The sequence below is a fragment of the Rhodococcus sp. Leaf225 genome (assembly GCF_001426145.1).
Classification (GTDB): Bacteria; Actinomycetota; Actinomycetes; order Mycobacteriales; family Mycobacteriaceae; genus Rhodococcoides.
The window spans coordinates 314,243-328,670 of sequence record NZ_LMRN01000012.1; the positions used below are offsets into that span (position 1 = coordinate 314,243).

The following is a 14,428-nucleotide window of genomic DNA, read 5'->3' on the forward strand; positions in this document are numbered from 1 at the left end:
CCGCGATCGGACGAATGCCACCAGCGTAGGCGGTGCGACCGGGCGCCCCGGAACGTGGGGCAGGCACCTCGGCCGTCCACCGGGTCAGGTGCCTCTCAGGGAAGCCTGGCACACTTCTGCTGCTCACCCGCTCCAGCGAGAAGAGGAACGCCAACCGTGCCGACGAACGAACAACGACGTGACGCTGCCAAGCGCAAGCTCGAACGCCAGCTCGAGAACCGTGCCGCTCGGGCGCGACGACGCAAGCAGGCGACCATCGCCGCCGCCGTCATCGGACTGGTCGTCGTCATCGGCGGCGTCGCTGTCGCCATCGGTGTGACACGCGGCGACGACGACACCGCCGTCGAGGCCTCCGACTCCCCCACCAGCGAGAACGCGACCCAGGAGGGCATGCTGCCCGCCGGCCGCTCGGAACCGCTGCCCGAGACCGTGAGCTGCTCCTACCCTGCGGGCGGCACTGCCGCGAAGCCTGCGAACGCTCCGCAGACCGAGAACGTGCCCACCACGGACGACAACGTCAGCGTCAGCATGGACACCTCGCAGGGCCCGATCGGCCTGTCGCTCGACGCCACGAAGGCGCCCTGCACCGTGAACAGCTTCGCCTCGCTGGCCGGGCAGAACTATTACGACGCCACTCCCTGCCACCGTCTGACCACGGCCGACAGCCTGAAGGTCCTGCAGTGCGGTGACCCGACCGGCGCCGGAACGGGCGGCCCGGGCTACCAGTACGCCAACGAGTTCCCCACGGACCAGTACGCCGACGATCCGGCCGCGTTGCAGTCGCCCGTCCTGTACCCCCGCGGAACCATCGCGATGGCGAACGCCGGCGCCGACACCAACGGCAGCCAGTTCTTCCTCGTGTTCGGCGATTCGCAGCTGCCCCCGAACTACACGGTGTTCGGCACGATCGACGAGACCGGCCTCGCGACGCTCGACAAGATCGCCGCAGCGGGCGTCGAGGGTGGCGCGCAGGACGGTGCGCCGGCTCTCGCGACCACCCTGAACACGGTGCGGCTCGACCTGGCCTGACGGCTCACCTCGCACCCTCCCCGCGAGTACGCCGACAGTGTCGTGATTCCGGACGGGATCACGACACTGTGGACGTACTCGCGGGAAGGGTGTCGAGTTCTAGGCAGCCGAGGTCAGGCGATACACGTCGTAGACACCCTCGACGTTGCGGACCACGTTGAGCACGTGCCCCAGGTGCTTGGGATCACCCATCTCGAAGGTGAACTTGGAGATGGCCACGCGATCACCGGACGTGGTGACCGACGCCGACAGGATGTTGACCTTCTCGTCGGCCAGCGCCTTCGTGACGTCGGAGAGCAGACGGTGGCGATCGAGTGCCTCGATCTGGATCGCGACGAGGAACACCGACGACGGCGACGGGGCCCACTCGACCTCGATCAGCCGCTCCGACTGCGTCTGCAGCGACCCGGCGTTGGTGCAATCGGTGCGGTGCACGCTCACCGAGCCACCGCGGGTGACGAAGCCCATGATGTCGTCTCCCGGCACCGGGGTGCAGCACTTCGCCAGCTTGGCGACGACGCCGTCCGCACCCGACACCATGACCCCTGCGTCGCCGACGCGGCGCGGACGGGTGGGAATGGTGGACGGGGTGGACCGCTCGGCCAGTTCCTCCTCGACATCGCCGACACCGCCGAGGTGAGCGACGAGACGCTGCACGACGTGCTGCGCCGAGACGTGGTTCTCCCCCACCGCGGTGTAGAGAGCCGAGACATCGACATACCGCAGCTCGTGCGCGATGGCCGACATGGACTCGCCGTTCATCAAGCGCTGCAACGGAAGTCCCCCGCGCCGCACCTCCTTGGCGATGGCGTCCTTGCCGGCCTCGAGCGCTTCCTCGCGACGTTCCTTGGCGAACCACTGGCGGATTTTGGTCTTCGCGCGCGGCGACGCGACGAAGGTGGCCCAGTCGCGGCTCGGTCCGGCTGTCGGGGCCTTCGAGGTGAAGACCTCGACCACCTCGCCGTTGTCGAGCTGACGCTCCAGTGCGACGAGGCGCCCGTTGACGCGGGCACCGATGCACCGATGCCCCACCTCGGTGTGCACGGCGTAGGCGAAGTCCACGGGACACGATCCGGCGGGCAGGGTCACCACGTCGCCCTTGGGGGTGAAGACGAAGATCTCCTTGACCGCGAGGTCGTACCGCAGCGACTCGAGGAACTCCCCCGGATCCGCGGCCTCCCGCTGCCAGTCGAGCAGCTGGCGCATCCACGCCATGTCGTCGAGCTCGGTCGCGTCACCGGAGTGACGGCCCTTCGTCTCCTTGTATCGCCAGTGCGCGGCGATGCCGAACTCGGCGGTGCGATGCATGTCGCGGGTGCGGATCTGCACCTCGAGAGGCTTGCCCTCGGGACCGACGACCGTGGTGTGCAGCGACTGGTAGACCCCGTAGCGCGGCTGCGCGATGTAGTCCTTGAACCGTCCGGCCATCGGCTGCCACAGCGAGTGGACCACGCCGACGGCGGCGTAGCAGTCCCGGATCTCGTCGCACAGGATGCGCACGCCGACCAGATCGTGGATGTCGTCGAAGTCGCGGCCCTTGACGATCATCTTCTGGTAGATCGACCAGTAGTGCTTGGGCCGACCCTCGACCACGGCACTGATGCGGGAGGCCGACAGGGTCGCGTTGATCTCGGCGCGCACCTTGGCGAGATAGGTGTCGCGTGACGGGGCCCGGTCGGCGACGAGGCGCACGATCTCGTCGTACTTCTTGGGGTGCAGGATCGCGAACGCGAGGTCCTCGAGCTCCCACTTGACCGTCGCCATGCCGAGGCGGTGCGCGAGCGGTGCGATGACCTCGAGGGTCTCCTTCGCCTTGCGCGCCTGCTTCTCCGGCGGCAGGAAGCGCATCGTACGCATGTTGTGCAGCCGGTCGGCCACCTTGATGACCAGCACCCGCGGATCCCGCGCCATCGCGATGATCATCTTGCGGATGGTCTCGCCTTCGGCGGCGGTGCCGAGCGCGACCTTGTCGAGCTTCGTCACGCCGTCGACGAGATGGGCGACCTCGTCGCCGAACTCGGTGCGCAGCTGGTCCAGCGAGTAGCCGGTGTCCTCGACGGTGTCGTGCAGCAGCGCCGCGACGAGCGTCGTGGTGTCCATTCCCAGCTCGGCCAGGATGTTGGCGACCGCGAGCGGGTGCGTGATGTACGGGTCACCCGACTTGCGCATCTGCGTTGCGTGCCGCTCGTCGGCCACGTCGTACGCGCGCTGCAGCAGCCCGAGGTCCGCCTTCGGGTACATCGACCGGTGGGTGCCGGCCAACGGCTCGAGCACCGGCTTGACCGCGGTGTTGCGCTGCGCGGTGATGCGGCGGGCCAGCCGCGCACGAACGCGCCGGGACGCGGACGACGGCGCAGTGGGGGTGGCGGAGGAGGGTGCCGGATCGGGCACTGGCTCCGCGGCGGGTGCGACCGGCTCCGGTGTCAGGGCATCGGTGCGCGCTGTCGGATCGGCAGGCTCCGCCCCGAAGGGCACGGGCTCCGTCGCGGCCTCGTCAGCCGCAGCGTCGGCAGGCAGGACGGCGTCGGACGGCAGCAACTCCCCCGCGGCAGGCGGCACTGCTGCGGACTCCTCGGCGGTACGACCGATGTATCGCGTCATGATCGACACCTCCTCAGCTGCTCGAGAGACCCGACTCTATCCGCCGTCACCGGAGCGCACAGCGCACGCCCTCACATCTTCTCGAGGTCGGATGCTCAGACGACGCCCAATGTCGTGAGCGGTCCATGCTTCCAACGCTCGCGGCCGCCCAGAACTTCCACCTCGAGAACGACGGCGGCACCCACCACGATCGCTCCGCACCGCGTCAACAGTTCGGCGGCGGCCTCGAGTGTGCCGCCGGTCGCGAGCACGTCGTCGACGACGAGTACGCGGCGCCCCTCGAGCGCGATGCCCTCGGCGGAGATCTCGAGCTCCGCCGTGCCGTACTCGAGTTCGTACGACTGCCGGTGCACCGGCGGGGGCAACTTCCCCGCCTTGCGGACGGCGATCACGCCGGTGTTCAACGCCAGCGCGACGCCGGCACCGAGAAGGAAGCCGCGCGCGTCGATACCGGCCACGACGTCGGCGTCACGGCCCGCCTCGGCGAGCGAGTCCACCACGGTGCGCAGCCCCTCCGCGTCGGCGAACACGGGCGTGAGGTCGGCGAAGCGCACTCCCGGCGTGGGGAAGTCGTCGGCCCAGCGCGTCATCCGGGCGACGACGTCCGATCCACCGGGTGCGCTCGTGGTGGGGCTGCTCGATCCGGGTGTACTCATCCGACGAGTATCCACTTGTCCATGTTCCAGCCCGCACCCGCGACCGTCGGGTTCGACTCCACACCACGCATTCCGGACGCCACCGCGGTGACGCGCGGCGCGTTGTAGAGCGGGAGGGTGGGCATGTCGGTCCACAGGATGTTCTCCGCCTCGACCGCCGCGGCGAGCACGGTGGCGTCGGACTGGTCGACGGCCAGGCGATCGATCAGCTCGTCGAGACGCCCGTTGGCGTAGCCGCCGACGTTGACGCCCTGTCCGCCGCGCAGGGCGAAGCGCCCGGGATCGGCGGAGGACGTGCCCGACGCTCCCGCCTGTCCGGCGGTGGAGGCCAGGACGGCGTCCACTTCCCCGTCGCGCAGAGCGAGCGGCGAGAAGGTCGGCGACGACGCGTCCACGATCTCGATGCCGAGAGGTGCGCAGGACGATGCGATGGCGGCGACGACGGCCGCGCGGCGCTCGTCGGGCCCCAGGTAGCCCACGCGGACGACGGGGTCGGTCAGTCCCGCTTCGGCGAGACCCGCGGTGACCCCGGCGACGTCCGCGGTGCGGTACCGCTCCGCCGCGGTGGCCGCCACCGAGCGGTAGGGCAGCGTCGCGGGAAGGGTGGTCCGGCTGTCGACGATGCCGGACCCGCGGCCGGTCTCCGCCTCGTATCCGGGGTGGCCGTGCTGCGCGTACAGCTCGCCGCGAGGAACGCATGCAGCGAAGGCGCGGCGTGCGGCCGGGTCGACGAAGACACCGGACGTGGCCATGGTCAACTGCTCGACGCCGAAGGACGGCTGAGCCGTCGACGTGAAGCCGTCGGGAGTCGCTGTGCCGCCGTCGGCGTCGACGACCTCGATGTCGCCCGATGCCGCCTTGGCCGCGATGTCGGCGCCCTTGGGCCACACGACGACACGATCCGTGGCGGCGGGAACACCCCACCACCGTTCGTTGGGTACGAGCGCGAGACCGTTCTCGACCGAGTACGACTCGATGCGGAAGGGCCCGGACGACACGAAGACCGCCGGGTCGACGGTTCCGACGTCCTCCCCGTCCGCCGGGGTGAGGTTCCATCCGGTGTTCCAGACGTCCGCGATGCGCCGCAGTGCGTCCTGGTCACCGCCGGCGAGGGTGCTCACGACGTCCGGCACGCCGGCGATGCGGGCCGCGACGTGTGCGGGCATCATCGTCCCGGCGCCGAAGAGGGACTGCCACTCGACGTACCCGCGTCCCGAGCGGAACGTCACGGTCGCGACCTTGTCCGCGGGAGCGCAGTCGATGAGTTCGATGTCGGTGTAACCGGCGGTGGACGCGGCGTCGAAGAGCGGCGCTCCGTCCGCGGCTGTCCGGCCGCTGCGTGCGGCCCACGCCAGCACGAGGTCGTCGCACGTCATCGGCACACCGTCGGACCACACGGCGGGCGCGGCGAGCGTGTAGGTGACCACCTGCTGCTCGCCGGGTACCTCCACGGCCGTCCCGATGTCGGTGTCGCTCACGGCACCGCCGCTCGGGGCTGTGAGCGCGAATCCGGGCAGGACTCGCGAGAAGGCCTGCGGTGCAGCCGAGACCGATCCGGCGACGGTTCCGCCGTTGTAGGTGGTGACGGTGTTGTCGACGGCGTAGCCGATGGACGGGATGCGGGTGTCCTCGTCGCCGCACGCCACGAGTGTCGTGGCCGTGATCGCGGCGAGCGCCGCGACGGCGACGCCTGTCCTGACCCCTGACGACGCACGCATGTCAGCTCCTCCGCTTGCCGCGCTTACCCGTCGGGCGTGCGCCTGCGCGGGGCGCCGCGGCCGCAGCGCGTGCGGTCTTGGCCGGAGCACCCGTTGCCGTTGCCGTGGCGGTCGCCGTGCCCGTGGCGCCGGCCGGAACCGCGCTCTCGGCGCGCGGACGCGTGGTGCCCTCGCGCTTCGCGAGCACCTTCGTCGTGTGCGCCGCGACCGGGCCCCATCGTTCCTTCAGCGTGACCACCAGCGGGGTCGCGAAGAAGATCGACGAGTAGGCGCCGATGACGATGCCGACGAGCTGGACCAGTGCGAGATCCTTCAACGTCCCCACACCCAGCAACCAGACCGCGATGACGATGAGGGCGATGACAGGGAGCACGCTGATGACGGTGGTGTTGATCGAGCGCATCAGCGTCTGGTTCACCGCGAGGTTGGCCTGCTCGGCATAGGTGCGCCTGTTGAGGTGCAGGATGCCGCGGGTGTTCTCCTCGACCTTGTCGAACACCACCACGGAGTCGTACAGCGAGAAGCCCAGAATGGTCAGCAGTCCGATGACGGTCGCCGGAGTGACCTCGAACCCGACCAGCGAGTAGACACCCGCCGTCACGAGGATGTCGAAGAACAGGGCCGCGATACCGGCGAGCGCCATGTCCCGCTCGTACCGGACGGCGATGTAGATGCTGACGATCACCAGGAACACCACGAGCGCGATCAGCGCCTTGTCGGTGATCTGGGAACCCCAGGTCTCACTGACGTCGGTGAAGGAGACCGCATCGCGCGTGGTCTCACCCTCCGCGTTGGCGGGCTGGAACGCGTCGAACAGGGCCGTCTGCAGCGCGGACGCCTGCCCCTGGTCCAGCGACTCGGAGCGGATCTGTACGGTGGCGCCGGATCCGGTGCCCACGGTCTGGACGGCGACGGCGTCCTGACCGAGGGTGTCGGTGTAGATCTCCTCGACCTGCGCGGTGTCGACGCCCTGCGGAGCCGGGAACTGCACGCGCGTGCCGCCCTCGAAATCGATGCCGAGCGTGAAGCCGCGGACCGCGATCGACAGCAACGACACCAGCACGAAGGCCGCGGTGACGCCGTACCAGAGGCGACGGCGTCCGATGATGTCGAACGCGCCGGTGCCCGTGTAGAGCCGCGACAGAAGTCCGCGACCGGCCTCGGGCGCGTCGGGAACGGTGTCCTCGGTGGTGGTGGTCGTCTCGGCCACGGGTCAGGCCTCCTTGCTCGGGCCGGCGGCCGCGGTAGCAGCATCGCGGGTGGTCTTGGCGGCGGCAGCGCGTTTGCGCGCGCGGGCGATCTCCTGGACCGCACCGAGACCGTTGATCGACGGCTTGGACCAGAACTCGGACCGCGAGGCGAGGTTGACCAGTGGCCACGTCACGAGGATCACGATGACGATGTCCAGCAGGGTCGACAGGCCGAGCGTGAACGCGAAGCCGCGCACCTGACCGACGGCGAGCACGTACAGCACCGCCGCCGCGATGAAGCTCACCGCGTTGCCGGACAGGATGGTGCGCCGCGCACGGGCCCAACCACGCGGAACCGCCGAGCGGAAGCTGCGGCCCTCGCGTATCTCGTCCTTGATGCGCTCGAAGAACACCACGAACGAGTCGGCGGTCATACCGATACCGATGATCAGACCGGCGATGCCGGCGAGATCGAGCGTGAACGAGATCCATCGACCGAGCAGGACGAGGATCCCGTAGATGGCGACCAGCGACAGCACCAGCGACAGCGCCGTGAGGATGCCGAGCATGCGGTAGTAGAGGAGGCAGTAGATGAGGACGAACACGAGGCCGATGGCGCCGGCGATCAGGCCTGCCTCGAGCGACGCGAGTCCCAGCGTCGCCGACACTGTCTCCGCCTCGGAGGCGGCGAACGACAACGGCAGCGATCCGTACTTCAGCGTGTTGGCGAGCTCGCGGGCACTGTCAGCGGTGAAATTGCCGGTGATCTGCGTGGCGCTGCCCGCGGGGGTCGCGCCCTGGATGACCGGTGCGCTGACGACCTTGGAGTCGAGGGTGAACGCGGCCTGCTTGCCGATGTTCGCCGACGTGAACTGAGCCCAGGTGTTGCCACCCTCGGTGGTGAAGCTGAGGGAGACGACGTTGCGGGACTGCTGGGTGTCGAACTGCGAGCTGGCGTCGGCGATCTGCTGTCCGTCGATGATCGACGGCTCGAGGATGTAGACCGCGGTGCCGTCCGTGGAGCAGGCGACGAGCGGCAGGGCCGGATCGTCGTTGCCCTGCAGGGGGTCGGGCGCGGAGCAGTCGATCGTGGCCATGGCCTGCTGCTGCACTGTCGGGTCGGTGCTCTGCCGCTGCGCCTTCGCCTCGGCGATCGCGTCGGCGGTCTCGTCCGCCGACGACGCGGGCGGGGCGGCACCGGGCTCGGAGGCGGAGGTGTCGGACGGCGCGGGTGTCTCGGACGGAGCGGGTGTCTCGGACGGGGCGGGGGTGTCCGTGGGGTCCTGCGCCGGGAAGGGGCGGTTCTGCGGCGCCGGTGTCGCCGGAGCCGTGGTGGCCGCAGGGTCGGCAGACGCGGGGTCGGCAGCGGGGTCGGTCGCCGCGGGAGCGGGAGTGCCCGCCGGAGTGGGGGCCTGGGACGTCAGCACGGGGCGGATGTACAGCCGGGCCGTCTGACCGAGTGTGCGGGCCTGCGAGCTGTCGTCGCCGGGAACCGTGATGACCAGGTTCTGACCGTCGACGACCACCTCGGAGCCGGAGACACCGAGACCGTTGACGCGGGTCTCGATGATCTGCTGCGCCTGACGCAGGCTCTCCTGGCTCGGGGCGCTGCCGTCGGGCGTGCGCGCGGTGAGCGTGACGCGTGTTCCACCCTGCAGGTCGATGCCCAGCTTGGGAGTCGGGGACTTGTCACCGGTGAAAAAGACCAGGACGTACACGAGGGCGATGAAGACGCCGAACACGGCGAGATACCGCACCGGATACGAGGATCCGCTGGATGGGGCCACGGTGAGTGCTTCTCCTGAGTGAGACGGACCGGCTGGAGGAGACGGACCTGCTGCTGGTCGGACGGGGGTGGAGCGCGGCGGCGGCGGGCGTCACGGACGGCCGGAGCCTGACCGACCGTACCCTCTCCACAACGACGCACCGCCCCCGAGGACGACCTCGGGGGCGGTGTATCCGCTTTGTCTCACTCCTTGGTGAGTCGTGCCTGCGATCGGCCGTCGTCCGCTCCGCCGAGGCCGTTCTCCAGGCTGTCGACGCGCGATCCGGCGTCGCTGTGGTCCTCGAAGTCGCTGGTCGGAGCGGCGTTCTCCGCAGCCGACTCATCCAGCTCGTCCTCGTCGGGCAGCACGTCGCGCACGACGGCACGCGACCAGGTGGTGATGATGCCGGGAGCGATCTCCAGGTCGACGGTGGTCTCGGTGAGTCCGTCGACGAGACCGTGCAGCCCGGACGTGGTCAGGACGCGATCACCGATGGACAGCGCTTCCTGCAGCTCGACCGTCTTGGCCACCTCACGCTTCTGGCGGCGGATGCCGAGAAACATGGGCACGAGCAGGGCGAGAACGAGAAGCGGAAACAGCAGTTCCATCAGAAACGTCAATCCTTAGATCTTGGGACTCGGAACCTTCAGTGTGCCACGTTCGGTCGGGCGATCGGGCGTGTCGACCGCCTGAAACGCCGGAATCGTCCGGATCCACCGGCTCAGGTCTCGTCGAAGAGCGTGCGTTGCGGCTCGTTCGTCCGCACCGAGATGCCGCCGACCGCGAGATCCGGCGGGGGTGTGAGACCCATCCGTTCCCACGCGGCGGCCGTGGCCACCCGACCGCGCGGCGTCCGCGCGATCATGCCCGCGCGGACGAGGTAGGGCTCGCACACCTCCTCCACGGTGGCCGGTTCCTCCCCGACCGCGACCGCGAGCGTCGAGACCCCCACGGGCCCGCCGCCGAAGCTGCGGACGAGTGCGCCGAGCACAGCCCGGTCGAGGCGATCGAGGCCGAGCTCGTCCACGTCGTAGACCTCGAGCGCCGCCCGGGCGACCTCGAGTGTCACGCGGCCGTCGGCACGCACCTCGGCGTAGTCCCGCACCCGGCGCAGCAGGCGGTTGGCGATGCGGGGTGTGCCGCGCGATCGTCCCGCGATCTCCGCGGCGGCATCCGCCTCGATGCGCACTCCGAGGATTCCCGCCGACCGCGTCAGGATGCGCTGCAGTTCGCGGGGGTCGTAGAAGTCCATGTGCGCGGTGAAGCCGAAGCGGTCGCGCAGCGGGCCGGTGAGGGCGCCGGACCGGGTGGTGGCACCGACGAGCGTGAACGGTGCGACGTCGAGCGGAATCGAGGTGGCGCCCGGCCCCTTACCGACGACCACGTCGACGCGGAAGTCTTCCATCGCCAGGTACAGCATCTCCTCGGCCGGCCGCGCGATGCGGTGGATCTCGTCGATGAAGAGCACGTCACCCTCGACGAGGTTGCTCAGCATCGCCGCGAGGTCTCCCGCTCGTTCGAGGGCCGGCCCGGACGTCAGGCGCAACGCCGAGTTCAGCTCCCCCGCGATGATCATCGCCATGCTGGTCTTGCCGAGTCCGGGCGGACCGGACAGCAGGATGTGGTCCGGTGTTCCGCCGCGTTGCGTCGCGCCCTGCAGGACGAGCTGCAGTTGCTCCCGCACGCGGGGCTGACCGATGAAGTCGTCGAGCGACTTCGGCCGCAGACTCGCATCGAGATCGCCGTCGTCCGGCACCATCTCGGCGGTGACCAGTGAGTCATCGGTGCCGTCCGGGTCCGTCACCGCGACCTGCCCAGGCTCACCAGGGCCGCGCGCAGAGCCTGCGCCGTTCCGACGGCGGGGTCGTCTGCCAGCACGGCATCGACGGCGGGCTCGGCCTGCTTGGCCGGGAACCCGAGGCCGAGCAGCGCCTCGACCACCTGATCACGCACCGGGCCCGACGAGTGGCCGGGTGCGGCGACACCGGCCGGACCGGACACCACCGCGTCCACCTTGTCGCGCAGTTCGACCACGAGACGCTCGGCGCCGCGCTTGCCGATACCCGGTACCCGCATCAGGGCCGTGACGTTGCCGTCGGTCAGCGCGGTGCGCAGCGCGTCGGGTTCGAGGACGGCGAGCACGGCCATGGCGAGCCGGGGACCGACGCCGGACACCGTCTGGAGCAGGCCGAAGAGATCGCGCGACGTGGCGTCCGCGAAGCCGTACAGCGTCATGGAGTCCTCGCGCACGATCATCGAGATGACCAGGCGCGCCTCGGTTCCGCGAGAGAGCCCGGCCAGCGTCGCCGGCGTCGCATTGACGCGGTAGCCGATGCCTGCCGCTTCCACCACCGCGTGGTCGAGGGCGATCTCGAGCACCTCGCCCCGTACCGAGCTGATCATCGCGGTTGCGCTCCCGTCCTCGCGGCGGCCCGCACGGCCGCGCGCTGCTGCTTCAGTTTCTTCTCGTACGCGGCCTTCGCCGCGGCTGCCTGGGCCTCGGCGGCGGCCATCCGCGCCATCATGGGTGCCCGCCAGCAGTGACAGATCGCCAGGGCGAGAGCATCGGCGGCGTCGGCGGGGCGGGGGGCCTGCTGCATGCCGAGAATGCGGGTCACCATGGCCGTCACCTGAGCCTTGTCCGCGGTGCCGTTCCCGGTGACCGCGGCCTTGACCTCGGACGGGGTGTGGAAGGCGACCGGGATACCGCGCCGGGCGGCCGCGAGGGCGATCACTCCCCCGGCCTGCGCGGTGCCCATCGCGGTGCGCACGTTGTTCTGGGAGAACACCCGCTCGACGGCGACCACCGTGGGCCGGTGGGTGTCCAGCCAGTACTCGGCGGATTCGGCGATCAGGAGAAGTCGCTGCGCCAGCTCCATGTCGGCCGGCGTCCGCACCACGTCGACGTCGAGCGCCGTGACCGCTCTGCCTGCGCCGGACTCGACCAGGCTCAGTCCACACCGGGTCAGCCCGGGGTCGACTCCCATGACACGCAACGCCCACTCCCTCACCGGATTCGGCCGCTCCGGACCTTCGAACACGTAGAACTGTTGTTCGATACCTTAGCGGCGAGTCGGTGACGAGTGTGGGCGGCGCGCTGGAGTCAGTCCTCGTCGAGCTGCGCGAGCACCTCGTCGGACAGATCGACGTTGGACCACACGTTCTGCACGTCGTCGCTGTCCTCGAGCGCATCGATCAGCTTGAACACCTTGCGCGCTCCGTCGACGTCGACGGGCACACTGACGGACGGCTGGAAGCTGGCCTCGGCGGAGTCGTAGTCGATGCCTGCCTCCTGCAGCGCGGTGCGCACGGCGACGAGGTCGGTCGGCTCCGAGACCACCTCGAAGGTGTCCCCGTTGTCATTGACCTCCTCGGCGCCGGCGTCCAGCACGGCCATGAGGACGTCGTCCTCGGACTGGCCGTTCTTCTCCAGCGTGACGACGCCCTTGCGGGAGAACAGGTAGGACACGGAACCCGGGTCGGCCATGTTGCCGCCGTTGCGAGTCATCGCGACACGGACCTCGCCGGCCGCGCGGTTGCGGTTGTCGGTGAGGCACTCGATGAGGACGGCGACACCGTTGGGCCCGTAGCCCTCGTACATGATGGTCTGCCAGTCGGCGCCGCCCGCTTCCTCACCGGCGCCGCGCTTGCGCGCACGCTCGATGTTGTCGTTGGGGACCGAGGTCTTCTTCGCCTTCTGGATGGCGTCGTACAACGTGGGGTTACCGACGGGGTCACCACCACCCGTGCGCGCGGCGACCTCGATGTTCTTCACCAACTTGGCGAAGGACTTCGATCGGCGGGCGTCGACGACAGCCTTCTTGTGCTTCGTGGTCGCCCATTTGGAGTGGCCGCTCATCGGCAATAGCCCCTTTCGTACCGGCAGAGAACGTGCCCATCTTACGCGGGCGTGGACGAGGTCCTTCGCTCCCGCACCATGTCGGCGAACAGGGCGTGGACCCTGCGGTCCCCCGTGACCTCGGGATGGAACGACGTCGCGAGCACGTCGCCCTGCCGCACGGCGACGACGCGGCCCGCCGCGGGACCCTCCGGGACGGTGGCCAACACCTCGACTCCGTCGCCGACCCGCTCGACCCACGGCGCCCGGATGAACACGGCACGCATCGGCTCGCCGCCCACCCGAGCGACGTCGAGGTCGGTCTCGAAGGAGTCGACCTGACGACCGAAGGCGTTGCGCCGCACCGTGATGTCGAGGCCGTCGAGATGCACGGCATCCGGGGTGGTGTCCAGGATGTCGGAGGCCAGCAGGATCATGCCGGCGCAGGACCCGTAGGCGGGCATACCGGCGGCGAGGCGCTCGCGGAGCGGATCGAGGAGATCGAAGATCCGCAGCAGCTTCCCCATCGTGGTCGACTCGCCGCCGGGCAGCACCAGACCGTCGACGGCGTCGAGTTCCTCGGGACGGCGCACCGTCACCGCGCTCGCACCGGCGGCAGTGAGCGCCTCGAGATGCTCTCGCACGTCACCCTGCAGCGCGAGCACTCCGATGGTCGGAGCTGTCACCGTGACGTCTCGAGGCCCGGCGTGTGCTGCGCCGAGCGGTCGTAGCGCATCAGACCCTCCTGCGTGACGGCCGCGACCATCCGGCCCTGACGGTCGTAGATCCGTCCCTGGGTCAACGCGCGGCCGAGGCCTGCGGAGGGCGACGTCTGGTCGTACAGCAACCACTCGTCCGCACGGAACGGGCGCAGGAACCACAACGCGTGATCGAGCGACGCGGTCTGCGTGGCGACGTCCTCGTGTGGGACCTTCGCCGAACCCAGCAGCGTCATGTCCGACATGTACGCCAGAGCGCACACGTGGAAGACCTGGTCGTCCGGCAGCGGATCGCGGTAACGGATCCACACCTGTTGCTGCGCAGCAAGACTGGAGCTCCGGGTGATGCGGTCCTGCGGGACGAGCCGCACGTCCCACCGGTTCCACTCCTTGTAGAACATCTTCTGCCGCAACGCCTCGTCCTCGGCGACGTCGGGGAGGTCCTCCGGACCCACCACCGCCGGCATCCGGTCCTGATGCTCGATGCCCTCGTCCTCCACGTGGAACGACGCCGACATCGTGAAGATCGCCTTGCCGTCCTGGATGCCCGTGACCCGACGCGTGGCGAACGACCGACCGTCGCGGATGCGGTCGACCGTGAAGACGGTGGGCTCGTTCGGGTTTCCGGGGCGCAGGAAGTATCCGTGCAGCGAGTGCACGCGGAACGCGGGATCCACTGTCTTCGCCGCGGACACCAACGACTGCCCGGCGACCTGGCCGCCGAACGTGCGCTGCAGCTGACTCGGGACGGAACTCCCGCGATAGATGTCGTTCTCGATGCGCTCGAGCTCGAGGATCTCTTCGATTCCGGCCATGATCACCCTTTCCGGTCGGGACAGACGGGACCTGCCCCGCGAGTACGGCAGAAGTGTCGCAGAATCGGGCCCCGGAACGACACTTCGGCCGTACTC

The 14,428-nt window shown here is 69.6% G+C and carries 13 protein-coding genes; 1 reads left to right on the plus strand and 12 read right to left on the minus strand.

Going from position 1 to position 14,428, the window contains the following annotated elements:
* The first annotated feature begins 156 nt into the window (after nucleotides 1-156).
* Nucleotides 157-1,029 carry a peptidylprolyl isomerase gene (locus tag ASG69_RS11145; protein ID WP_056444768.1) on the plus strand — a complete coding sequence of 291 codons (873 nt, stop codon included), beginning with the start codon at nucleotides 157-159 and terminating at the stop codon, nucleotides 1,027-1,029.
* 99 nt (nucleotides 1,030-1,128) lie between these two features.
* On the opposite strand, the gene ASG69_RS11150 is transcribed toward ASG69_RS11145, so the two are convergent.
* The 12 genes from ASG69_RS11150 to ASG69_RS11205 all read right to left on the minus strand — a co-directional run bounded on the left by ASG69_RS11150 (nucleotide 1,129) and on the right by ASG69_RS11205 (nucleotide 14,332).
* On the minus strand, nucleotides 1,129-3,630 hold the full coding sequence (locus ASG69_RS11150) for a RelA/SpoT family protein (protein WP_321163710.1): 2,502 nt from the start codon (nucleotides 3,628-3,630) through the stop codon (nucleotides 1,129-1,131).
* Nucleotides 3,631-3,725: 95 nt separating this feature from the next.
* A complete protein-coding gene (locus tag ASG69_RS11155; protein WP_056444771.1) occupies nucleotides 3,726-4,286 on the minus strand; it encodes an adenine phosphoribosyltransferase in 561 nt (186 codons plus the stop codon).
* The gene (locus ASG69_RS11160; protein ID WP_056444773.1) at nucleotides 4,283-6,004 is read right to left on the minus strand and encodes an ABC transporter substrate-binding protein; all 1,722 of its coding nucleotides are present in this window, start codon (nucleotides 6,002-6,004) and stop codon (nucleotides 4,283-4,285) included. Before ASG69_RS11160 ends, ASG69_RS11155 begins: the two co-directional genes overlap by 4 nt.
* A 1-nt stretch (nucleotide 6,005) precedes the next feature.
* Entirely contained in the window at nucleotides 6,006-7,214 is a 1,209-nt protein-coding gene (gene secF / locus ASG69_RS11165) for a protein translocase subunit SecF (protein ID WP_056444775.1), read from the minus strand.
* A gap of 3 nt (nucleotides 7,215-7,217) precedes the next feature.
* On the minus strand, nucleotides 7,218-8,981 hold the full coding sequence (gene secD / locus ASG69_RS11170) for a protein translocase subunit SecD (RefSeq protein ID WP_082544476.1): 1,764 nt from the start codon (nucleotides 8,979-8,981) through the stop codon (nucleotides 7,218-7,220).
* A 182-nt stretch (nucleotides 8,982-9,163) separates the two neighbouring features.
* Nucleotides 9,164-9,568, minus strand: a complete 405-nt coding sequence (gene yajC / locus ASG69_RS22145; RefSeq protein WP_081821185.1) for a preprotein translocase subunit YajC — start codon at nucleotides 9,566-9,568, stop codon at nucleotides 9,164-9,166.
* A gap of 113 nt (nucleotides 9,569-9,681) precedes the next feature.
* On the minus strand, nucleotides 9,682-10,719 hold the full coding sequence (gene ruvB / locus ASG69_RS11180; RefSeq protein WP_056445240.1) for a Holliday junction branch migration DNA helicase RuvB: 1,038 nt from the start codon (nucleotides 10,717-10,719) through the stop codon (nucleotides 9,682-9,684).
* A gap of 41 nt (nucleotides 10,720-10,760) precedes the next feature.
* The gene (gene ruvA / locus ASG69_RS11185) at nucleotides 10,761-11,363 is read right to left on the minus strand and encodes a Holliday junction branch migration protein RuvA (protein WP_056444777.1); all 603 of its coding nucleotides are present in this window, start codon (nucleotides 11,361-11,363) and stop codon (nucleotides 10,761-10,763) included.
* On the minus strand, nucleotides 11,360-11,956 hold the full coding sequence (gene ruvC / locus ASG69_RS11190) for a crossover junction endodeoxyribonuclease RuvC (protein WP_027505226.1): 597 nt from the start codon (nucleotides 11,954-11,956) through the stop codon (nucleotides 11,360-11,362). The genes ruvA and ruvC overlap by 4 nt, the downstream gene beginning before the upstream one ends.
* Before the next feature lie 107 nt (nucleotides 11,957-12,063).
* A complete protein-coding gene (locus ASG69_RS11195; protein WP_027505225.1) occupies nucleotides 12,064-12,819 on the minus strand; it encodes a YebC/PmpR family DNA-binding transcriptional regulator in 756 nt (251 codons plus the stop codon).
* A 41-nt stretch (nucleotides 12,820-12,860) separates the two neighbouring features.
* Nucleotides 12,861-13,484, minus strand: coding sequence for a pyridoxal 5'-phosphate synthase glutaminase subunit PdxT (gene pdxT / locus ASG69_RS11200; protein ID WP_027505224.1), 624 nt, complete (start codon nucleotides 13,482-13,484; stop codon nucleotides 12,861-12,863).
* On the minus strand, nucleotides 13,481-14,332 hold the full coding sequence (locus tag ASG69_RS11205; protein ID WP_027505223.1) for an acyl-CoA thioesterase: 852 nt from the start codon (nucleotides 14,330-14,332) through the stop codon (nucleotides 13,481-13,483). The genes pdxT and ASG69_RS11205 overlap by 4 nt, the downstream gene beginning before the upstream one ends.
* Nucleotides 14,333-14,428: the final 96 nt, after the last annotated feature.